Origin of the sequence: Peribacillus deserti (assembly GCF_002863585.1) — a bacterium.
In the GTDB taxonomy this organism is placed as follows: Bacteria; Bacillota; Bacilli; order Bacillales; family DSM-1321; genus Paraperibacillus; species Paraperibacillus deserti_A.
Genome location: NZ_PGUY01000036.1, coordinates 27,705 through 49,527 on the forward strand (window position 1 = coordinate 27,705; position 21,823 = coordinate 49,527).

Annotated in this window: 15 protein-coding genes and 1 pseudogene; 10 read left to right on the forward strand and 6 right to left on the reverse strand. The window is 42.0% G+C overall.

Annotation, left to right across the window (positions count from 1 at the left end):
* Positions 1-5: 5 nt before the first annotated feature.
* Positions 6-1,040 (forward strand): Gfo/Idh/MocA family protein, encoded by a 1,035-nt coding sequence (locus CUU66_RS11715; protein WP_101642325.1) that lies wholly within the window; start codon positions 6-8, stop codon positions 1,038-1,040.
* A 190-nt stretch (positions 1,041-1,230) separates the two neighbouring features.
* Positions 1,231-2,277: an aldose epimerase family protein gene (locus CUU66_RS11720; RefSeq protein ID WP_101642327.1), complete on the forward strand. Its 1,047-nt coding sequence runs from the start codon at positions 1,231-1,233 to the stop codon at positions 2,275-2,277.
* A 48-nt stretch (positions 2,278-2,325) separates the two neighbouring features.
* Here the strand turns inward: CUU66_RS11720 and CUU66_RS11725 are convergent, their stop codons facing one another.
* Positions 2,326-3,387 carry a sulfite oxidase gene (locus tag CUU66_RS11725; protein ID WP_101642329.1) on the reverse strand — a complete coding sequence of 354 codons (1,062 nt, stop codon included), beginning with the start codon at positions 3,385-3,387 and terminating at the stop codon, positions 2,326-2,328.
* A gap of 409 nt (positions 3,388-3,796) precedes the next feature.
* Between CUU66_RS11725 and ypfJ the strand changes: the two genes are divergently transcribed.
* From ypfJ to CUU66_RS11740, 3 genes are all read left to right on the forward strand, one after another.
* Positions 3,797-4,639 carry a KPN_02809 family neutral zinc metallopeptidase gene (gene ypfJ / locus CUU66_RS11730; protein ID WP_101642331.1) on the forward strand — a complete coding sequence of 281 codons (843 nt, stop codon included), beginning with the start codon at positions 3,797-3,799 and terminating at the stop codon, positions 4,637-4,639.
* Between the two features lie 654 nt (positions 4,640-5,293).
* Positions 5,294-7,075 (forward strand): sensor histidine kinase, encoded by a 1,782-nt coding sequence (locus CUU66_RS11735; protein ID WP_101642333.1) that lies wholly within the window; start codon positions 5,294-5,296, stop codon positions 7,073-7,075.
* Positions 7,050-7,796, forward strand: a complete 747-nt coding sequence (locus CUU66_RS11740) for a LytR/AlgR family response regulator transcription factor (protein WP_101642335.1) — start codon at positions 7,050-7,052, stop codon at positions 7,794-7,796. The genes CUU66_RS11735 and CUU66_RS11740 overlap by 26 nt, the downstream gene beginning before the upstream one ends.
* On the opposite strand, the pseudogene CUU66_RS11745 reads toward CUU66_RS11740, so the two are convergent.
* Positions 7,777-8,004: pseudogene (locus tag CUU66_RS11745) on the reverse strand (serine protease); the annotation flags it as partial. The gene CUU66_RS11740 and the pseudogene CUU66_RS11745 overlap by 20 nt on opposite strands.
* 571 nt (positions 8,005-8,575) lie before the next feature.
* Between CUU66_RS11745 and cstA the strand changes: the two are divergent.
* A complete protein-coding gene (cstA, locus tag CUU66_RS11750) occupies positions 8,576-10,378 on the forward strand; it encodes a carbon starvation protein CstA (protein WP_101642340.1) in 1,803 nt (600 codons plus the stop codon).
* Positions 10,379-10,697: 319 nt separating this feature from the next.
* Here cstA and CUU66_RS11755 read toward each other — a convergent pair whose 3' ends face one another.
* Together CUU66_RS11755 and CUU66_RS11760 are read right to left on the reverse strand one after the other, a co-directional pair.
* Positions 10,698-12,347, reverse strand: a complete 1,650-nt coding sequence (locus CUU66_RS11755) for a M20/M25/M40 family metallo-hydrolase (RefSeq protein WP_101642342.1) — start codon at positions 12,345-12,347, stop codon at positions 10,698-10,700.
* A gap of 92 nt (positions 12,348-12,439) precedes the next feature.
* A complete protein-coding gene (locus CUU66_RS11760) occupies positions 12,440-13,327 on the reverse strand; it encodes a DMT family transporter (RefSeq protein WP_101642344.1) in 888 nt (295 codons plus the stop codon).
* A gap of 200 nt (positions 13,328-13,527) precedes the next feature.
* On the opposite strand from CUU66_RS11760, the gene CUU66_RS11765 reads away from it, so the two are divergent.
* From CUU66_RS11765 to CUU66_RS11780, 4 genes are all read left to right on the forward strand, one after another.
* A complete protein-coding gene (locus CUU66_RS11765; protein WP_101642362.1) occupies positions 13,528-14,724 on the forward strand; it encodes a class I SAM-dependent rRNA methyltransferase in 1,197 nt (398 codons plus the stop codon).
* Positions 14,725-14,933: 209 nt separating this feature from the next.
* On the forward strand, positions 14,934-15,995 hold the full coding sequence (locus CUU66_RS11770) for a hypothetical protein (RefSeq protein ID WP_101642346.1): 1,062 nt from the start codon (positions 14,934-14,936) through the stop codon (positions 15,993-15,995).
* 419 nt (positions 15,996-16,414) lie between these two features.
* Positions 16,415-17,605, forward strand: a complete 1,191-nt coding sequence (locus CUU66_RS11775) for a ParM/StbA family protein (RefSeq protein ID WP_101642348.1) — start codon at positions 16,415-16,417, stop codon at positions 17,603-17,605.
* A gap of 12 nt (positions 17,606-17,617) precedes the next feature.
* The gene (locus CUU66_RS11780; protein ID WP_101642351.1) at positions 17,618-18,229 is read left to right on the forward strand and encodes a hypothetical protein; all 612 of its coding nucleotides are present in this window, start codon (positions 17,618-17,620) and stop codon (positions 18,227-18,229) included.
* Between the two features lie 117 nt (positions 18,230-18,346).
* Here CUU66_RS11780 and CUU66_RS11785 read toward each other — a convergent pair whose 3' ends face one another.
* Entirely contained in the window at positions 18,347-20,257 is a 1,911-nt protein-coding gene (locus CUU66_RS11785) for an N-acetylmuramoyl-L-alanine amidase (RefSeq protein WP_101642352.1), read from the reverse strand.
* Between the two features lie 165 nt (positions 20,258-20,422).
* Positions 20,423-21,604: a NupC/NupG family nucleoside CNT transporter gene (locus CUU66_RS11790; RefSeq protein ID WP_101642354.1), complete on the reverse strand. Its 1,182-nt coding sequence runs from the start codon at positions 21,602-21,604 to the stop codon at positions 20,423-20,425.
* Positions 21,605-21,823 lie beyond the last annotated feature (219 nt).

The window sequence follows — 21,823 nt, forward strand, 5'->3', positions numbered from 1 at the left end:
GTGATTTGGAATTAAAAGCAGGGATTATTGGATGTGGTTCCATCACTAAATTCCGCCATGCACCAGAATATAAAGCCAATCCATATGTGAAGCATATTGTTTTTTACGACCGGAATCCCGAAAGGGCCGAAGCGTTAGCAGCTATGTTCGGCGGCAGTGTCGCACTTTCTGTTGATGAATTGCTAGACGATCCTACAATCGATATCATAAGCGATTGTTCATCCAATGAATTTCATCATATCTATTCCACTAAGGCATTGCTTAAGGGCAAGCACGTTTTATGTGAGAAACCTATTTCTCTAACCATAGAGGATGCAAATAAAATAATTGAAGCAGGTAAGAAATCAGGGAAAATTCTAATGGTCGATCATAATCAGCGATTCACACGTGCACACCAAAAGGCGAGGGAAATTATTGAGAGAGGAGAACTTGGAAGAGTTCTAACGTTTAAAACCACTTTTGGGCACAAGGGTCCTGAGCATTGGGGAATTAACAAAACAAATTCAACATGGTTTTTTAAGAAAGAACGATCTCGTTTTGGAGTCGCTGGTGACCTTGGTATACATAAAGTGGATGTCATACATTATTTGCTCAAAGATCAAATTGAACAAGTCAGCGCATTTCAAGGCGCACTGGACAAAGTTGATGAAAATGGGCTTCCTATCGAAGTTTGCGATAATATCGTCTGTTCTCTAAAAACGGTACAAGGACGCTTAGGCACAGCATCTTTTTCATGGACTTATTATGGAGAAGAAGATAATAGTACGATCATTTACTGTGAAAAAGGAATCCTAAAAATATATCATGGGGACGAATATCAGCTCCAAATCATTTATAATAACGGTGAAATCGTGAATTATCAGTTAGAAAGCATCCAGACAAACGATCATCAGACTAACAGTGGTGTCATTGATGAATTTATTGATTGCGTACGTTTTAATAAAGCCCCGCTGGTTTCCGGCGAAGATGCGCTGGCTTCATTAAAGGTCATATTGGGGATTATGGAAGCAGCAGAAACAAATACGGTGGTTATGATTTAGACAGCCTTTCCTTCCTTGAAGGAGAGGCATTTTTTTTAGGAAGATGAGCGAAAGGTATTGGCAAGTACTGTTTCTAGTGAAAACGTCTTCATACAGTGTATACTAGAATTAATAGTAGCAAAGAAACATCCTTTAAGGGTGGAGACAGAGCACTCATACATTTATTTTACATGATAGGAGTTTATACATAATGAGAATACTAGACGAGAAGTTTGCGGAACACAACGGACAGCCTGTAACAGCTTATACTCTGATAAATGACCAAGGTATGGAGGTAACCGCGATTGACTACGGCTGCATTATTACGAAGATACTTGTTCCGGACCGGGAAGGCAGAATGGAAAATGTGGTGTTAGGCTTTGATACACTGGAAGACTATTATCAGCATTCTCCTTATTTCGGTGCAGTGGTAGGGCGTCATGCCGGCAGGATCGCAAACGCTGAATTTACGTTGGACGGGAACACATACCAGTTAGAGAAGAATAATAACGGCAACCATCTTCACGGAGGCTTACAGGGTTTTGACAAAGTAATCTGGGATACAGAGGTAAAAGAAGAAACAGATTCAATCCGTATTGAATTCACCTATTTAGCCAGGGACGGTGAAGAAGGATATCCAGGAAACCTGCATATGAAGGTAGTATATGAGCTGAATAATCAAAATGAGTTCAAGATTTCTTACGAAGGAGTCAGTGACAAAAAAACCGTAGTGAACGTTACCAACCATACGTACTTCAATCTAAGCGGAGATCTGAAAGAGGACATCCTACATCATACTTTGATGCTAAAGAGCAGCCGTTTTCTAGAGCTTGATGAAGAATTGATTCCGACAGGAGAGCTGCTGTCTGTAGATTCGACTCCTTTTGATTTTAGAAGTGGCAGAAAAATTAAGGATGGAAAAGAGTCAGCACATCCTCAAAATATTCTGGCTGGAAACGGCTACGACCACCCGTTTCTTCTAGATGAACAACAAAACAAGGAAATCCACTTGTTTGATGAAGAGAGCGGACGCAGCCTTGTTATTGAGACTAGTGAGCCTGCGGTTGTCCTGTACACAAGCAATCAGTTAGAGGCAGGGTTCTCCATTCGCGGAACTGCTTCAAGAGAATATCTGGGAATCTGCCTAGAAACCCAGGGTCTGCCGGATTCTTTAAATCATCCGCAGTTCCCGTCGGCTATTTTAGATAAGGATGAGGTATATACATCTCAAACCGTTTATAAATTTTCATCTAAATAAGTGTTGAACTCCTACCCAGTCTACTAGGCTGGGTTTTTACATGGCCGCCTATTCCACCTTTACCTTAATCGTATCAATCGCGTTATATCCGTACCCCTTTCGGTTCCAAAAGGGCGTCATCGGCTGAACTCTACGACAGGAATCGGCTGCTCTTGTCATAATGGTGTATTCACCCTTTTCAGTTACAAACCAAGTGAAGGACCATGACACCCATTGATACTCTGCGTTATGTTCATTCTTTAATTCAGTGTCCACCCAGGTCTCTCCTTTGTCAAAGCTAATCCCGACTCTTGTAATCCTTCCTTTGCCGGTCCAGGCGATGCCTTTAATTACGTTTGTCCCGGTATTTAAAATCTCCATATTCAGAGGTTTTTGAATGGTGGAGTTAACATGGATCCCTGTAACCGGAAAAGCCTGTTCATCATTGGTTTTATTTGGGTAATATACATAATCAATGGTTTGAAATGGACCTGCGAATTTAGAGTCAATGAAGGTGATTTGCTTAATCCATTTAACAGATGCCATCGCATACCACCCTGGCACAATCAGCCTTAATGGATATCCGTGCTTAAACGGTATGGGCCTGCCGTTATATTCATAGGCAATAATGGTGTCTGGATGCAAAGCCTTGTTTAATGGGAGGCTTCTTGCATACGCATAGACGTTGTCCAGGTCTTTTCGTTCTCCGAAATCGTGACCCTCTATCACCACTTCAGCGGCTTCTTCTCTTATGCCTGACGCTGCAAGCAAGGTTTTAAGAGAAACGCCCTTCCAAGTTCCCTGGCTGATTGCTCCTTTTTCCCATTGTTCACCAAATACCTTTGGCTCAAATAAATTCCGCTTATTCCCGGAACATTCCAGTACAGCCTTTATGGTCTTTGAGGGCATGTTCATAATGTCTCGCAGGGAAAATAATACAGGTGAATCAACCAAACCTATTATCGGCAGAAAATAATGTAACGCCGTTAATGCAGGATAAGGAAAATGATTTCGTTTATAAAAATAGGGGTAATCTATTGTATCAGACCGAAGAAAATGAATAGGTGTTTCCTGATTTTCCGGTTCTATATTCCTTGTAGTGAGATAAGGCTTTGCTCCAGGCTTAGTCATAGGTACCTCCGATTATTTAGGATGGTACTTCAAATGTATGCTGCTTTCATCTATTTTGGGCCAGTCCCGATATGAATCAGCAGAACGGATACTAAACTGATGGACCTTTTTATTAAAGGCGCCTTTCTAAAAGATTGTTGTTTGTTAATAAATTCTGTGAACTTACCCTATTGTTAAAGTCGAGGAGGCTTAGCGCCCGCCCCTAAGGTCCGCGAGCATCCTGTAGTGGAAACCAACCCCCTTGTTCAATAACAACAAAGTTTGCGAAGAGTGAGTAAAGACTCTCAACAGAAGAATTGGAATTAAATGAGCGGCGGATAAAGCTTTAGAAAGGCCCCATCAGGGGTATAACACAAAAGTAAATTATATGTTATCCATACCAGCAAAAATTGAATAGGGAGGAACCACTATGCAATGGAAGGGAAGAAGAGGGAGCTCAAACGTCGAGGACCGAAGAGGAATGGGCGGTAAAACAATCATGGGAGGCGGTATCGGCGGCATCATCCTTGTGCTGATCATTACCCTGATGGGAGGCAATCCTGGCGACCTTTTAGGCAATATGACAGATCCTGGGTCAAATTCGAGTGCACCTTACGAAGAATCTGAGCGGGAGAAGGAGCTTGCTGATTTTGTATCCGTGGTGCTGGCAGATACGGAGGAAGTTTGGTCAGAACAATTCAAGAAGGAAGGTCTGCAATATAAAGAGCCGACCCTCGTCCTATATACTGACAGTGTTCAGTCTGCATGCGGGACAGCGGGATCATCGGTAGGTCCATTTTACTGTCCCGGCGATCAAAAGCTCTATATTGACCTCAGTTTTTATGACGAACTTCAGCAAAAATTCCAGGCCCCAGGCGACTTCGCCATGGCTTATGTGATTGCACACGAAGTAGGCCATCATGTACAAACCTTACTCGGAACCACAGAAAAGCTGGAACCTCTCCGTCAAAGACTCAGTCAAACCGAGTACAATAAATACCAAGTCCGCTTTGAATTACAGGCTGATTATCTGGCAGGCGTCTGGGCCCATCATGCCCAGGGTATGGACTTGCTAGAAGAAGGAGATCTGGAAGAAGCCCTAACTGCAGCGAGCGCCGTCGGAGATGACAGCATCCAGAAAAAAGCGCAGGGGTATGTGGTCCCAGAGAGCTTTACTCATGGCACTTCTGCCCAGAGGAAAAGCTGGTTTTATAAAGGATTTGAATCCGGCACTATTGAAGGCGGCGATACCTTTAAGGCTGGGAATTTATAAGTAAAGCACCAAAAGCATTCAAGAGCCGGGATCCATATTGGATTCTGGCTTTTTTGGCCAAATCAAAAGTGACGAGAGTATTGTATTAGGCATGACGTTTATGTATATGATGAGCACTAAGGTAAATGCAGCGGCTGGAGCTGGCTGTTGCTGCGGGGATATAAGCATATCATCCATATGGTAAGCATAAAGCCCATAACATCAGCATAAAGCCGATAAGATAAGCATTGGATTACTGCATATAAGCATAAAACCTCTAAAGATAAGCATAAACCTCGGAAACATAAGCATAAACCTTCGGAACATAAGCATAAGCCTCCAAAACATAAGCAAAAAATGTCAGCCAATAATTAAATCGCCAAAAAAATCCGACGAAAATATATAAAAGTACTGTCTCTAGAGGCGGTCAAAACACTTTTTTAAAATTTCCCTCGAAAATACACGAATAATCCAAGTTTCACCAGGCCATTAGTTAAAAACCCCCCCCTATTTGCCAGGTCAGGTTCGCGGCTTGTTAATAAAGTCATCACTGTAAATTTTAATAGTCAGATCAAAAATGTGCTTCCTATTTAAATTAAGCCTTTTTTCCGTATTCGACAAAAAATGAACCTATGTTGTAATATGAGATAACTAATTAGCTTGAAGGTGAAAAAGATGGTTAATCTTATTCCGTTAATGATTGAAAGAGTCGGAGTGATCTTGATTGTAGTGTTTCTGCTCTCTCAAAGTAAAACCTTCCGACAGATCATTCACAGAGATCAAGGTGTTAAAGATAAGGTCATACTGATTGCCATATTTGGGTTGTTTGGAGTGATCAGTAATTATACAGGGATTCAAATCCACTCAAATTCAGCAGCAGAAAATAGCTGGCTGATCGGTATAGAGCCTGATAGTGCGATTGCAAATACTAGAATAATGGGGATAGCGATAGGGTCACTTCTGGGCGGACCGATTGTCGGGCTCGGTATAGGAGTGATTGCCGGTGTCCACCGGTTCTTTCTTGGGGGCTTTACTGCAGCAGCCTGTGCCATTTCAGCCGTATTAGCTGGGGCTGCAGCAGGGTGGTTTGGATTGTCACGAAGGAAAAAAAACGTGATTACCCCTGCTTTTGCTGTTGGCATCGGGATGCTCATGGAAATGACACAGATGGGCATTATCCTTCTCGTAACCCGGCCGTTTGACCCTGCGTGGGATTTAGTGAAGGTAATAGGCATTCCAATGGTCGCTGTAAACGGTCTGGGTATGCTTCTTTTCATGCTGATTATTCAATATATCCTGCGTGAGCAGGAACGTGCAAAGGTGCTTCAGACCAGCAAGGCATTCTATATCGCGGACCGGACTCTGCCTTTTTTCAGGCAGGGGTTAAATCAGGAATCCTGCAGGGAAGTGGCTGTCATCATGCTTCAGCTGACAGACGCCGACGCAATCGCCATTACAGATTCAGAGGGTGTGCTGGCCCATGTAGGTGCAGCTTCAGACCATCATGTGCCCACCAAAGGATTTTCAACAGAGCTCACGAAAAAGGTTCTTCGGGAAGGCAGGGTGCTGACAGCTAAAAGCCGGGAAGAAATTTTGTGCAGGCATAAGCCCTGTCCGCTAAGGGCAGCCGTTGTGCTGCCGCTGATGGTGCACAATAAAACGGTGGGAACGTTAAAATTGTATTTTAATAATCCAAGCGATCTTACGGAAGTGGAAAAGGAACTGGCTGAGGGTCTCGCCAACTTATTCTCAACCCAATTGGAGCTTGCGGAGGCCGAACAACAGAGTAAATTGCTGAAAAACGCTGAAATAAAAGCCCTTCAGGCACAGGTTCATCCGCATTTCTTATTCAATGCCATTAATACCATTTCTGTTCTATGCCGGACAAATCCGGAGAAAGCACGAAAATTATTGCTGGAGCTCAGTCAGTTTTTCAGAAGCAACCTTCAGGGTGCAAGGCAGATCCTGATTCCATTAGAAAAAGAAATTGAACATGTTAAAGCGTATCTGTCTCTAGAGCAGGCCAGATTCCCGGATAAATATGAGGTTCTATTTGAAATCGAACAAGGTCTGGAAAAAAGCCATGTTCCGCCTTTCATCCTTCAGCCGCTGGTAGAAAACAGCATCCGTCATGCGTTTTCAAGAACTAGGATCAAGGGTGAAGTGATGGTCAAGGTCTATTCCGATGAACATTTCCTGCACATTGAAGTCAGTGACAATGGTAAGGGCATTCCTCCTGAAAAGCTGGAGCTGTTAGGGAAAGAGGCGGTTGAATCCAGACATGGCACAGGCACGGCACTGGTTAATATTCGCGAACGCTTAACCGGCATCTATAACAAGGAAGCCTTGTTTGAAATAAAAAGCCGAAAAGAGACAGGTACGGAAATCGCCATTAGTATTCCTCTAGAGAAAAAAGGAGCATGGGACTATCATGATGACAGCATTTATAGTAGATGATGAACCGCTGGCAAGAGATGAATTAAGGTATCTATTATTAAGGACGCGTGAAGTGGAGGTGCTCGGTGAATCGAGCAGTATGTTCGATGCATTAGAACAGATTAAAGGACTGAAGCCCGATCTTGTCTTTCTGGATATCGAGCTGTCTGAGGATAGCGGACTTGAGGTTGCAGCGCAAATTAGAGAAATGGAACATGTACCCGCTATTATTTTTGCCACAGCCTATGATGAATTTGCCCTGCAGGCATTTGAATTGAATGCTGTTGATTATGTATTGAAGCCATTTGATGAAGAGAGGCTCAGGCAGACTCTTGATAAAATAAAGGCCATCAGAACGATTGGTGGTATCGCAGCACCAGCAGCTGCAGGAATCAGACCAGCTTCCGAACAGCAGCTTGGAAAGCTCGCCGTAACTTCCGAGGACAAAATTGTCCTGGTTGATAAAGGATCCATTGTATATATTGCTACCGCAGAAGGAAAAACACTGGTTAAAACAATGGAAGCCGAATATAAAGTTTCTGATACTTTGACTGCGGTCGAAAAAAAATTGCATGCCCACGATCTGGTGAGAGTGCACCGAAGTTATCTTGTAAGCCTGAATCATATCGCTGAGATCGAACCGTGGTTCAATTCGACTTACAATTTGCTGATGAAGGACGGTTCCAAGGTTCCAGTCAGCCGGACATATGTGAAGGATTTAAAGCAGCTGATTGGTTTTTAACCTGGACAACGGCTACACCAGATATGACATCATTAGGAAACTTTAATGTATTCTGCTGATGATATTGGGAGATTTCTTGAGCTGAACGAAGCTCTACACCCATATACGGCCTGTGTATTTCTCCGTAACGTTCAAGATCTTCGATAACTGGAATTGCGGTATTGATCGGAATGGATAACCCGATTCCCTCAACTGCATTCTGGGCAAGCAAAGGGCAGCACTCCATGTACCAATGAAATGTTAGAGCGCTTTTTAAAAACCAGAGAGCTATATGTTAAAATAAATTAGCTGTTTTTTACTAAGGCTCTTTTCTAAAAGATTGTTGTTTTTTTTAAGTTTTTTACGGCACCCTATTGTTCAGTCAGGTCGATTGGAGCGTAAAGTGCGAGACTCCTGCGGGAGCAGCGGGACAGGTGAGACCCCGCAGGCGAAGCCGAGGAGGCTCACCGCCCGCCCCGCGGAAAGCGAGCATCCTGGAGAGGAAATCAACCTCTTGTTCAATAGCAACAAAGTTTGCGAAAACAGCCTTTACAAAAATGAGCCTTGTAAAGGGCTCTTTTTTTGCTGGTGAATGAATAATTGAAGCCAGCCGGAACTCACCATCTAAAGAAATCTCCAAAATAGGCTAATAGCTTACGAATTTGAAAACGCTCGCATTGCATTTGGGCCCTCCATTTTTGCAACTCACCTTTCATTTTTTGTTTGTTATCGTGAAAACGCTGTCAAGCTGTTTTCATGCGGTATATTCAAGATGTACAAAGTTATGGGGGTGCTTGAAAATGAATGCGATTACAATGGTAATTGGCTCAATATGTATTCTTATGATAGCTTATCGATTATATGGTACATTCATGGCCGCTAAGGTCTTAAAATTAAAACAAATGGATGAACTCAAACAAACACCGGCCCACGCGCTGGATGATGGAAAAGATTATGTTCCTACAAATAAATGGGTTGCTTTTGGACACCATTTTGCAGCCATAGCTGCTGCCGGTCCTCTTGTAGGTCCGATCCTTGCGGCGCAATTCGGTTATCTGCCATCCTTACTCTGGCTGTTAATTGGAGCGGTAATCGGCGGGGCGGTCCACGATGCTGTCGTTCTTTTCGCTTCTATGCGTCAAAACGGTGAATCCTTAGCAGAAGTTGCCAAGAAGGAATTAGGACCCGTAGCGGGCTTCTGTACAGGCCTGGCGATGCTATTCATCATTACCATTACAATGGCTGGCTTATCCATGGTTGTTCTTCATGCTTTGGAAAACAATCCGTGGGGAACTTTCGCCGTAGGGATTACGATTCCGATTGCAATGGGCGTAGGCTTGTATCATCGAAAAACAGGAAATCTAAAAGCTGCTTCCATCGTTGGATTTGCGCTGATTATGCTTGCCGTTTTCTTTGGACCTGCCATTCAAGGGACGTTCTTAGGCGACCTGCTGACACTTGATGTAAAGCAGTTATCACTTATTCTTCCAATCTATGCGTTTTTCGCAGCAGCATTGCCAGTCTGGCTATTGCTTGCACCACGCGATTACTTGAGCAGTTTTATGAAAATCGGTGTGTTTGCGGCATTAATCGTCGGAGTATTCGTTGTAAACCCAACGATTCAATTCCCGGCTTTAACAGAATTTGTTCATGGCGGAGGTCCAATCCTAGCCGGTCCGGTCTGGCCGTTCATTTCGATTACGATTGCCTGCGGAGCAATCTCAGGATTCCATGCCTTTGTTGGATCCGGGACAACGCCAAAAATGCTGGACCGCTGGAATGATATTAAAGTAGTCGGCTTCGGAGCCATGCTGGTAGAGTGCGTGGTAGGAATCATGGCGCTAGTAGCAGCAACGGCCCTTCAGCCTGCAGACTACTTCGCGATCAACTCCACACCTGAAGTATTTAAAACATTAGGAATGCAGACGGTTCATTTACAAGAATTAAGCAAAGAGATTGGGTTGAGCCTGGAGGGACGTACAGGAGGGGCAGTTACACTTGCCGTTGGGATGACGTATATCTTCACAGAGATTCCTTGGTTCAGTAAGCTGGCATCGTTCTTCTTCCAATTCGTTATTATGTTCGAAGCACTATTTATCTTAACCGCGATTGACTCTGGTACACGTGTTGCCCGCTACTTGATCCAGGACTTCGGAGGAGCTTTCTACAAACCGCTCAAGCGGGTAGACTGGCTGCCAGGTAATATCTTTGCAAGTGCGCTTGCCTGCTTCTTATGGGGTTACCTGCTATTTTCAGGAGACATTGGTTCTGTATGGGCACTATTCGGAGTATCCAATCAGCTCATGGCTTCAATCGGCTTGATTATAGGTGCTACCATTATCCTGAGAATTGCAGACAAACGCCGTTATATGCTGACATGCCTGATTCCGCTGGCATATCTGTACGTAACCGTTAACTACGCTGGGTTCTGGATGGTTAAAAATGTATACCTGAATTCAGCAAATGCAGGATACAGTATCCTTAATGGAATATTATCCATCATCATGCTTGTGCTTGGTGTGATCATCATGGTCACAGCTGTGAAAAACTGGTTCGAAACATGGAATAGCCCGGCTGTTAAGTTGGAAAGACGGACGGCATAACTAAAGATAAAGGCAGGTCACTGTTATAAGTGGCCTGCCTTTATTTTTTTATGAGTTTAGAAGGTATATTCTCTTTCTCATTATCGATTTTATGTTCTGTATACTTGTAAGGAGACTACCGTCACTAGTTTAAGAGTGACTTTCCGGGTTTAAGAGCCAAAATTAAATTTTAAGAGTGAAAATCAACCTTTAAGAGTAAAAACTCAAATTGTAAGAGTAAAAATTCAACTTTAAGAGTTTCGCTCCTTACCTGGCCTGGTGCATACGTTGTCCCATGATATTAAAAAGAAGAACCTCTAAAAGGTGCTTCCCTCAACAATCAGTCCAGCAGCTTCTGAATCACCTTATATGTCAGGTTCGGCACAACTTCCAGAGAATAAGACATTTCCATCCGTTCTAGTTTTTTATGGGCATCCAATCCATAAGGCCCGATATTGATAACAGGTACATTCAGGTCCCGTACGTCACTATAGTCCACGAAATGCTTGGTTCCCCAACCAGGGTTATTGCTGGAAACGGCATTGATTCCTTCATCATCATCACTAAGCGCGATAAAGCTCATGTCAGAAATATAGGGGAAAAAATTTCTTGTAACTATGGGATGCGGATAACTCGGCTGGATTTCCTCCACTGCATGATCTAAAGCCTGAATCAAAGATTCTTCGTCCGCTGTTTTCCCAGTTAACTCTATCCGCGGAGAATAAAGTGACGAGTAGAATAAAATGATGGCCGGGCTTTTATCTCTCATCCATTTCCACGCTTCTTCGACCACTCGGGCAGCAAACATCCGGGTATCTAATTCTGTGTCCAATAAAAGTGCCTGCTTAAACTCTGCCATATGGTTAATATAGGCATCACCATTTTCTTGAACAAGCAGTTGTTCCATTTCTTCATATAGAAGCACTTTAGGCTCCCAAGGGTGATTCGCATAGGGTTCACCGCTTATCGTACAGAATCGCTTATATCGGTCTTCATACATATTTAAAGCATGGCGGAACGCTATCTCAGCCTGTTCTTTTAACTTATGAAGTACATCCTTCGGTGACCATGAATGAATAAAGAAATTGTAATATACGTAAGCCGAAAGAGCTGTCTGAACCGTATAGGAAGGCTTAAGGTCCGTTTGTTTTAAGGAAACCGGAGGCACCGTGGTTTCGCCAAAAGCCTCATTGCATAGTTCTGGATTATAATTAATCTGCCGGGTTAATTCAGCGGCAATGAAGTTTGGATCCAATCCTTCAAAGCAGGAACCCACATGAGTTTCAGCACCTGTAATGTAGAAGGAGGGCAGAAGCTTGCCGACGGTTCCCTTATAAATGTAGCGGTTTTCGTCACCCTCAAACCGCGGGGAAACAAAGTCAGCATTTATGGCTGCTACATAGTTGAATCTGTGTTCTTCCTTCCATTCTTTAAAGGTTTTTAAAGCAGAAAGAACACCGTGTGAGCCATCCTCCTCATCACATTCTGAAAGGAACACTATATTCCCGTCTAACTCGTCAGGATGCTCCGAGAAATATTTGATCAGGTAGAGATGGCTTGCAACACCGCTCTTCATATCCAGGACGCCTCTCCCAAACATCCAGTCACCGGAATCTAAATGCTCTTTTGCGGAGTCAGGGAGATTTTCCCGCAGCAGGGCCTTTTGCAGCTCTTCGGGGGAGCAGGCAACGGTTTTTAATTGGTTAAAATCATCAATACCGACCGTATCCATGTGGCCCATCAAAATAACTGTGCGGTTTGAAGAGCCTTTTGTCCCTTTCACAAAGGCAAGGACATTATATCGTTCCTGTTCGTCTTGAACAGTTGGAACAAGAGCTAAATGGGAAGGGTGTTCTGTGAAATATGGAAAGGAAGAAAGCAGGGTATATAAGGAGTGAGCCATTACTTTTTCGCCATCCGTATTCACTATACTCTCAATGTTAACAAGCTGTTTTGTAAAAGTAAGAACTTCATTGCGGCATTTCAGCATCGTTATTACTCCTCTAGTGTTTTTCTATAAAAATTACTTGTCTATTAAAACCTCAAGAATTGCCCGGGAAATACAATATTAAAAAAATGTTATCATCCCTTGGCTTTTATTTTAGTACCATGGTGACTGGATAGATAGATACCAATAAATACAAGAAGACCTCCAAGAATTTGAGGAAATGTAATGGAATTTCCTGTTAATATACTTATTATTGCAGTAAAAACAGTCAGTAAATTTAAATAAATGGCTGCCTTGCTGGCACCGATATGATTAATGGATATATTCCAGAAGATAAAGGATCCAACCGATGGGAATATACCAATATAGATAATACCCGTTAAAGCCTGACTGCTGAATGAATAATTTAAGTCGGCTGTGAGGACAAACGGGAGAAGCAGGCCCAGCGCAATGAGTACAGAAGCCGCAGTAGCAGAAATGGGCGGGATATGCCTGATTTTTCTGCCGATGATCGAATAAAGAGTCCAGACGAGAATGACCGCAAGCATGATAAGGTCTCCTTGATTATAATCAAGCTGGAATAACTGTTGAAGCTGTCCCTTTGTGAGTACCAGCAGGACGCCCAGCAGGGAGATGACTAAACCGAGGCCATTGATTCTTGTCATGCTTTCTTTTAAGAACAGTGCTGAAAACAGAACGATTAGTGCTGGATTCATGGAGTTTACAATGGCTGCGTTCAGCGAAGTTGTAAATCTAAGAGCTTCGTATAATAGAAAGTTATAGCCGACAATCCCGAGTATTGAAAGGATGAGTAAGATTCTCCACTCCTTCCATACAGTCTTCCAGTTTGGCTTTTCAATGATCTGAGCAAGAGGGAACAGAAGGACTGCTGCAATCAGCCAGCGGGTGAATGTGAGCTGTAGAGGAGGCATTTCAGCTACCACATATTTGCCGAATACATAATTTCCTGCCCAGAATAAATTGGCCAGAATAAGAAACAGGTAGACCGAAGACTTTTTCACAAAAACATCTCCTCAAATAAAAATTCATTTTTCAATAAATATAGCAAACTACCTAAACGATGGGCAATTTTTATTTCGTACAGCTAAATAACTTGGCAGGGAACGGGCGGATGGCCATAAAAATCCTTTATAATGGTTCGGCCCAAGAATTTTTGTGTAAAATAGGGACAGAAGAATCAAAAATTAGATGGGATGAAAACATGTACAAACAAATTCAATTACAGATCAAGCCCAAGTATGTAAATAAATATAGAGGCGGATATCCCCTTATTCTTAAAGAAGCTATCCAAAATATAAATGAGCTTAAAGAAGAGGGAACCATCGTGAACCTTGTCGATGGCAAAAATACATTTATTGCCAAAGGGTATTATGGAAAACAAAATAAAGGCTATGGCTGGATACTCAGCCGCAGCGAAAAGGAACAGATTGGCCAGAAATTTTTTGAGAAGAAGCTCGAGGAAGCCATTGAGCTTAGAGAGCCGTTTTACAGGAATACGGAAACAACCGCTTTCAGAGTTTTCAATGGCGAGGGAGATGGAGTTGGCGGCATCACCATTGAATTCTTCGACGGCTACTATTTAATAAACTGGTACAGCAAGGGGATTTATGAGTTTCGGGATGATATTATAAATGCTTTGCAGTCCGTAGTCGATTTTAAAGGAATTTACCAGAAGAAAAGGTTCGATACGAAGGGCCAATATATTGATGAAGATGACTTTGTTATGGGAGAAAGAGGGCATTTCCCGATTATTGTAAAAGAGAATGGGGCCAACTTTGCAGTGTACCTTAACGAAAGTGCAATGGTAGGTGTATTTTTAGATCAAAGAGACGTGCGGAAAACGATAAGAGATAAGTACTCTCAGGGTAAAAGTGTGATTAATACCTTCTCCTATACAGGCGCGTTCTCTGTGTTTGCGGCGCTGGGTGGAGCTGTTAAAACTACGAGCGTTGACCTGGCTAACAGGAGCCGGAGCAAGACGGTTGAGCAATTCAGTATCAATGAGATTGATTACGAAGCACAGGATATTATTGTGGAAGATGTGTTTAATTACTTTAAATATGCCGTCAGGAAAAACCTGAAGTTTGATATGGTCATTCTGGACCCGCCAAGCTTCGCCAGGTCAAAAAAATATGTCTTCAGCGCAGAAAAAGACTATAAAAACCTTATGAAAGAAGCCATTGCAATCACCGAAGATAATGGAATAATAATTGCATCTACCAATGCGAGCTCCTTTGGGATGAGCAAGTTTAAAGGTTTTATTGAAACAGCCTTCAAAGAATCTAACAGCAGATACACCTTATTAGAGGAATTCACCCTGCCGGAGGATTTTCGAACAATCAAGGAATTCCCTGAGGGAAATTATTTGAAGGTAGTATTTATAAGAAAGAATAAGTAAAGAGCAGGAAGAAGGTTATCCATTCATCTTCTTCCTCTTTTTGGTCTTTAAAACAATTGGATAAACAGCTAAATCAATGTAGATATAACGTTTTTAGCACAATTTAAGCTGTTCAGGAAAATTAGGTATTCACCTAGTCAGCTATCCTTACATACTCTAAACCATGCAAAGGGTACATCACTCCATTTTAAAGAAGGACGTGAGGATAGGTGACAGGTAAAGTTCTCAATTATTTTGTTTGCGGTCATACTGCGAGAGGGTTTTATAACATTAGTGAATCAGCACTGCCAACGCTTAATCATTTATTTGTGTTAAAAGGTGATAGTGGAAAAGACAGTTCGGACCTCCTCTGGGGGATTGGTAAGGAATTAGTCGAACAGGGGCATAATGTGGAGTATTTACACAGTCCCTTTGACAGCAAAAGACTTGATGGGGTGGTAGTTCCGGGACTTGGAGTAGGTGTGGTCAGAGAAATGATAGCTAATGGTGCCCGTACACTCCGCTGCAGAAGAGATACTATTGACTTCCAGCATGAAAACAGCAAAAAGGCAGACCTATCCGCTCAAATTGAAGAAAAGTGCAAGCAGGCTTATGACTCTTTTTCGACAGCACTGGCCATTCATGACGAATGGGAAGAGTTTTATATTCATAATATGGACTTTGATAAAGCCAACCAATTAACCGATGAACTGATTCAGTCTTTTTTAGGAGAGAAGGAGTTAAATAAAAAAGCAGTTGTGAAACACCGGTTTTTAGGAGCAGCCACACCGCAGGGGTCAGTGGATTTTGTTCCTGTGTTAACCGAGGATATTCAAAATCGCTATTTTATAAAAGGGCGGCCTGGCTCCGGGAAATCCACTCTCCTTAAGAAGCTGGCTAAAAAAGCGGATCATAAGGGATTCGATGTTGAAGTCTATCATTGTGGTTTTGACCCGAACAGCCTTGATATGGTTATTTTAAGAGAATTGGGGATTGCGATATTCGACAGTACGGCACCGCATGAGTATTTTCCTGCCAGAGAAAGTGATAGGATCATTGATATGTATGGATCAGTTATTGCAGAAGGGACAGATGAAAAGTTTGCTGCACAGCTTGCAGATGTTGCACAGCGTTATAAGGGTAAGGTCCAGGAAGCCACTGCATTTTTAAAAGAGGCAAAACTCCTGCAGGATAGGGCAGAGCAAGAGACCCTTTCTGTCAGCCCAGCTATTCTAGCTAAAATCAAAGAAGAAGTGCTTACCGAGATAAACAGAATCTCCTTAAAAAGCTAATAAAGAACGGCCGGGAAGTGTATTTTTATACTTCCCCTTTTTTATTTTGTAGTTTTTGAAGGAACCTAAGAGAAATTGTCTGTATTTGTCGTTGAAGAGAATTTGTAAAACGATGGAAAATTTACTTAAAAATAAATATGTATACACATTGTGTTTACAAGTATACAAAAACGTATACAATTGTTTACGAAAAGCGTTTACATGTATACAAATGTGTATACATGTTGATATGACGGGATGTATACACATTTGTCTTTGTTGTTTACAAAATTGTGTACAAGTTTACAATTTTGTAAACAAAAGAAAGTCCTTCCAAAGTCCATTGTAAATTTAAGAGAATTGATTTACCATAGAATGTAATAAAGCTTTTTAAATAGCTTTAGTAAATTAATATTTCAATAGGGAAGGATAGATTTTACATGAGAAAAAGCAGAGTTGCTGCAGTTGATGTTGGAAATGATTCCTTAAAAGCAATTTTCGGAGATTTGGACTACGAACTTAATATACCCAATGCCATAGCTAGAGATATCGAAGATCGTCCTATCATTGGAATTGAAGAACTAAACAGCAAAGATCCGTTAGACGGAATACATATCAGACTTCATTCACCGGCCTTAAGTGAAAACAATGCTATTTACCGTGTTGGTACACTTGCGACGAAAAGCGATAACACATCTGAATTAGATCCAGGAAGCAGTAAGTCTGAAGAAGATCAAACGCTTGTAATGCTTTTTGCTTCTCTGGCGCTGGATGCAGTAAGAGAAGAAAACTCTCCTTTATTTAATCGTTCAAATAACGTAATTGATGCCAGCTATACCCTGGGCACTGGCCTTCCGTTAAGAGAAGTAAAAGAGGGTAAGGATGCAGGCTACCGTTCAAGACTGCTGGGTTCGGTGCATCAGGTTGAGTTCCTGGTAACTCCAAAATACCAAGGGATTAAAGTCAATATTAAGTTTGATGAAGTAAAAGTTTATCCAGAAGGCTTCGCTGCTTTCATTAATCTTGTAATGGATAATAATTTGAACATCATTAATAAGGATTTAGTGAACAAGAGCATTCTGATCCAGGATATCGGAGGTCTTTCAACCGATATAGCTGTTATTAAGAACAGAAATGTAGATGATGACAAAGCTCAAGGATTTAACCTTGGAGTATCGGCAGCACTTGAGCAGATTCGTGAAGAAATCAGAAGCAAGCATGGCGTTGAATTAGACAGCCGCCGTGATGTGGTTGAGATTATCACGAAAAAGAATGATCGCAATCATATTATGGTTAAAGGAAGCCGGACAAGCGTACACGATATTATTGACCGCATCCTGCTTGAACTGGCTAAAAAGCAGTACCGCCTGTTAAGGAATATGTGGGCAAAGAATTCTCAGACAGAAATCTGCTACTTTGTAGGCGGTGGTTCTAATATCCTTAAAGATTATCTTAAAACGTTAAATAATAACCTTGATGGGTACAATATTGATTTCTTTGAGGACGAAAAGGAAAGTATCTGGATGATGGCAAATGCTTATTACAAATTGATTTCCGATCATCTTCGCAGAACACAAAAGGATCTTCAGAAAGATAAAAAGGCCGAGGAAAAGAAGCCTGTAAAAGCTTAGTAGGGTGATACTATGAGTACAAGTTCATCAAGCGGGATCAGGAGGGGACAAGCTCTGTCCTTTCGTATCCCTTCAGATGCACCGGATCATGTTATTAAGCAGCTGCAAAAGCTGAAGGAAACTGAAAAACGGAATTTTTCCAGTAAAATTGCCGACTATGTTATGAATGGTGTGAGCACAAACCTCCTAAAGGACAGGGAGACAATCAGCATTCCGATACCAAAGCAGCTAAGCAAAGCGCAGCGGGATTGGCTTAAACATGAACATTCTGAAGCACTTTTAGGCAGTATTCTATACCAATTGATTTCAGATCCGATCCGTGCAGCATCCTTGCTTGCAGCTTTGAACAGCAATTCGCTGGATATTGATCAAGCGTTGTACCTCCAGGAAGAGCCGAGGCTCGTTCCTGGTAAGGTTGTAACAGGTGCAGATGATCTGAAGGTAGAACCGGAAGAAGAATTCGATTTTGATACAGATGAGACGCGGGCTGGCTCATTAGATGATGATCTAAATAATTTTAACTGGAATCATTTAAGAGACAGCCAGGACGCACCCGAGGAATCTGAAGAAGAAGAAGGACTCGAGGATTTACTGGGAGATTTCCTGGCGCAGATGAATAAATGAGCAAAACCCTCTGTCAGATATGGCAGAGGGTTTATTTTACTATCATATATTATCCTGGTATAACAAAACAAAAAACAGATTTAAACGTAATATGCATATTTATTCATATGCTTTAATTTAGGGATTGATTATATCCACATCAGCCGCTTTCACAAAAGCATATCGGTGATTAAAATGGATTCGGTAGTATTCTTCATTCCCATATACCATTTTATGAACACCATAAGGGGTGAGAGTGAAGACCTTAGCATTATAATAATCAGCTTTTACCTTTTCCTCAGCAGCATATACCTGTCCTTCGCCAATGGTATATTGGAGAGGTGTGATCGACTTGTATGGGATATCTGCAGGATAAGCAGCGGCTTCAGGATAAGCACTTCCGTACACAGGTATACTGGTTTTCCCCTCTTTAGGTGTAATCAGAATGTCTGTCTTCCCAGGAACGGTCAGTTTTCCATCAGGGTTGTAGAACCAGGCTTTCTTACCGCTATACCAGATTGCACTCCAATCTCCCTCTTGGCCAGCAGAGGCGAATGTCTGCCCTGCTTTAAACTTATTGCCCCAATTAAGCGCTTCGAAAGCTCCTGCATTTGGCAGAGCCGCATCTTTGAAATAGGGTGCATCAAAGCTTGGAGCTGTATATAAATAAACAAAATTGGATGGATGTTTCCTTAAGTTGCCGTCTTGAACATCTACGTATTGTTCATTGGTCTGGAAGTGAGGCTTTAGCGTAACCATTTTCCGAGAACCATGGCTTGGTGTGATAGGAGCTCCGAGTAGTTCCATGTAATGTTCCCAATCCCAAAAAGTTGCAGGATCTGAATGCATCCTGCTCTGATTAAGGGGTGCGAGACCTGGAACTTCATCATGGCCAATGATGTGGGCGCGGTCTAATGGAATATCATATTGTTCGGCTAAATACTTCACAAGAGAAGCGGACATGCGGTACATCTGTTCGGTGAACCATGTGGCTCCTTTCAGCGCAAATCCTTCATGTTCAAGGCCGATCGAATGCATATTGAAATACCAGTTCCCGGCATGCCACGCCACATCTTTATTTTTAATCATCTGGGTAATATGGCCATCTGATGAACGGATTACATAATGGGAAGAAGCAGCATAAGAGCGGGCAAATAACATAAGTGTTGGATCATACCCAACCTCAGTATCATGAAGAACAATATAGCGGATATCAGGTCCGAAATTTGGCCTGTCAGCTACATCATAATTGGTATAATTGCCAGGATTAGAACTTAATTGCTGATAAAAAGCAGGGATAAATTGAGTTTTTAAACTATTCGGGGCTTCTGTTTCCGGGTCTTTGTTTGTTTGCTTAAGCTTCAAAGAGTCGGCAGTAGATTTATTAGGAACAAAGTGCTCAGCTGCAAGCTGTACCTTTTGTCCATCTAGTGTTTCTCTTGCTTCCCCCTGGTTGATCGTTTGATATACCTGGTCAGCAAAGTCGAGGGCTATGGCAGAATCATCGGAACCGCTGTATTTAGCCACAGCGCCATACCACTCAGACTCATTCTCAGGCAATCCTCCTGCTGTTCCTTCAGCGTACTCAGCAAGCAGCGCTGCTGCCCCCCTGATGTTTTGGACAGGATCCTGTTTCAGAGCCTCGGGACTTAGATTCAGAATTTTTGCTGCTTTTTCTAAAGTGTGGAAGCTTTCGTCTGAGAAATCCACATCAGCAGTCTCTTCATCTCCTTTTGCTGAGGAATGATCTATAACACTTGTCAAATGCATGATACCGTAACCTCCGGCAGTGCTTGGCTTTCCATTATGGTGTTCCCAGCGTGATAAATTGTAGGAGACAGATAGCAAAATGCTTTCAGGAACGTTAAATTCCTGGGCAGCCTTTTTGAATGCTTGCTGGATGGAATCTGCCTGAATGGATGGTTCAGAAGCTGAAGCTTTTGGTATGGAAAGGCCTAGGCTGGAAGTATTTACAGGAAGGACAAAGGCAGTACCGGTCAAGGCGAAAAGGGCAGCAATTAGGCTGAATCGTTTAATGGTTCTTTTCAAAGAATAACCTCCTCTAAAATGTTATAAGATGAGGTATTCTTTTGAAGAGGCGCTACCCCTTTTTTATTTTGAGAAAAAAAGTAAAATGAATCTAAATGACTATCGGTTTATTAGGAAAATATTTCTATATGCGTTAAAAAACCGGGAACATTATCCCGGTCATCTTCAAAGAACAAAACTGACTATAATCGCTGAAAGCACACTTACCAAAGTAGCCCCATATAAAAGCTTCAGACCGAACCGTGCAACCACGTTTCCTTGATCTTCATTAAGTCCCTTAACCGCTCCGGCAATGATCCCTATGGAAGAAAAGTTTGCAAATGAGACTAAGAAGACAGAAATGATTCCAAGCGTTCTCGGTGAGAAGTGACCAGCCATTTTCGAAAGCTGTTCCATGGCTACGAATTCATTCGTAACCAGCTTCGTAGCCATGATTCCCCCTGCATCTACTATTTCATCTGCCGGGATGCTCATTAAAAAGGCAATCGGCGAAAATACATACCCGAGCATCTGCTGGAAGGTCAGATTGAAAATTAAATGGAACAGATTATTAATAAGTGCTATTAAAGCCACAAATCCCAGCAGCATGGCTGCAACGACGACAGCCACTTTGAAACCGTCCATGATATATTCGCCTAGCATTTCGAAAAAAGACTGTTTCTCCGCTTCCTCTATTTCTAGAAAATCTTCATGACTGCCTACCGTATATGGATTAATAATGGATACGATGATAAACCCTCCGAACAGGTTCAGAACGATAGCAGTCAATACATATCTTGGATCAATCATGGTCATATAAGCTCCGACAATCGACATAGATACAGTAGACATAGCTGATGCGCACATGGTATACAGGCGCTGCGATGTCAGCCTTCCGAGCTGTTTTTTTACTGTTATAAAGACTTCCGACTGTCCCACTATCGCAGATGCAACTCCATTATAAGATTCCAATTTACCCATGCCATTGACTTTGCTTAATATAAAACCAATGCCTCGCATAATGAAAGGCAGTATTTTTGTATACTGCAATATCCCGATTAAGACTGATATGAAAACGATAGGAAGGAGTACATTTAAAAAGAACGTATAAGCTCCTTCATTCATTAATCCGCCAAACACAAAGTTAATTCCTTCTCCCGCATATTCCAAAAGCTTTTCAAATAATCGGGCAACGGCACGGATGATTATTAACCCAAATTTAGTATTCAGGAGGATATAGGCCAATACTAGTTGAATAACGAGCATGAACAATATATTCTTGTATTTGATTTCTTTACGGTTGTTACTTGCGATAAAGGCAAGTACGAAGACAACTGCCAGTCCAAGAATAGAAATGAAATAATTCATTTTTTTCCCACTTTCTACATAGTCTCAAGGTGTAAATTTAAGGGTATATGTAATCATAAATTTAATATGTTCAAGACTTCTTCATTTATGGCTCTTTTCTAAAAGATTGTTGTTTTTTATATGTTCTGTGAACCGACCCTATTGTTAAACAGGTTGATTGGAACGTAAGGTGCGAGACTCCTGCGGGAGCAGCGGGTATTGTCCAGCTCCGGACTGACA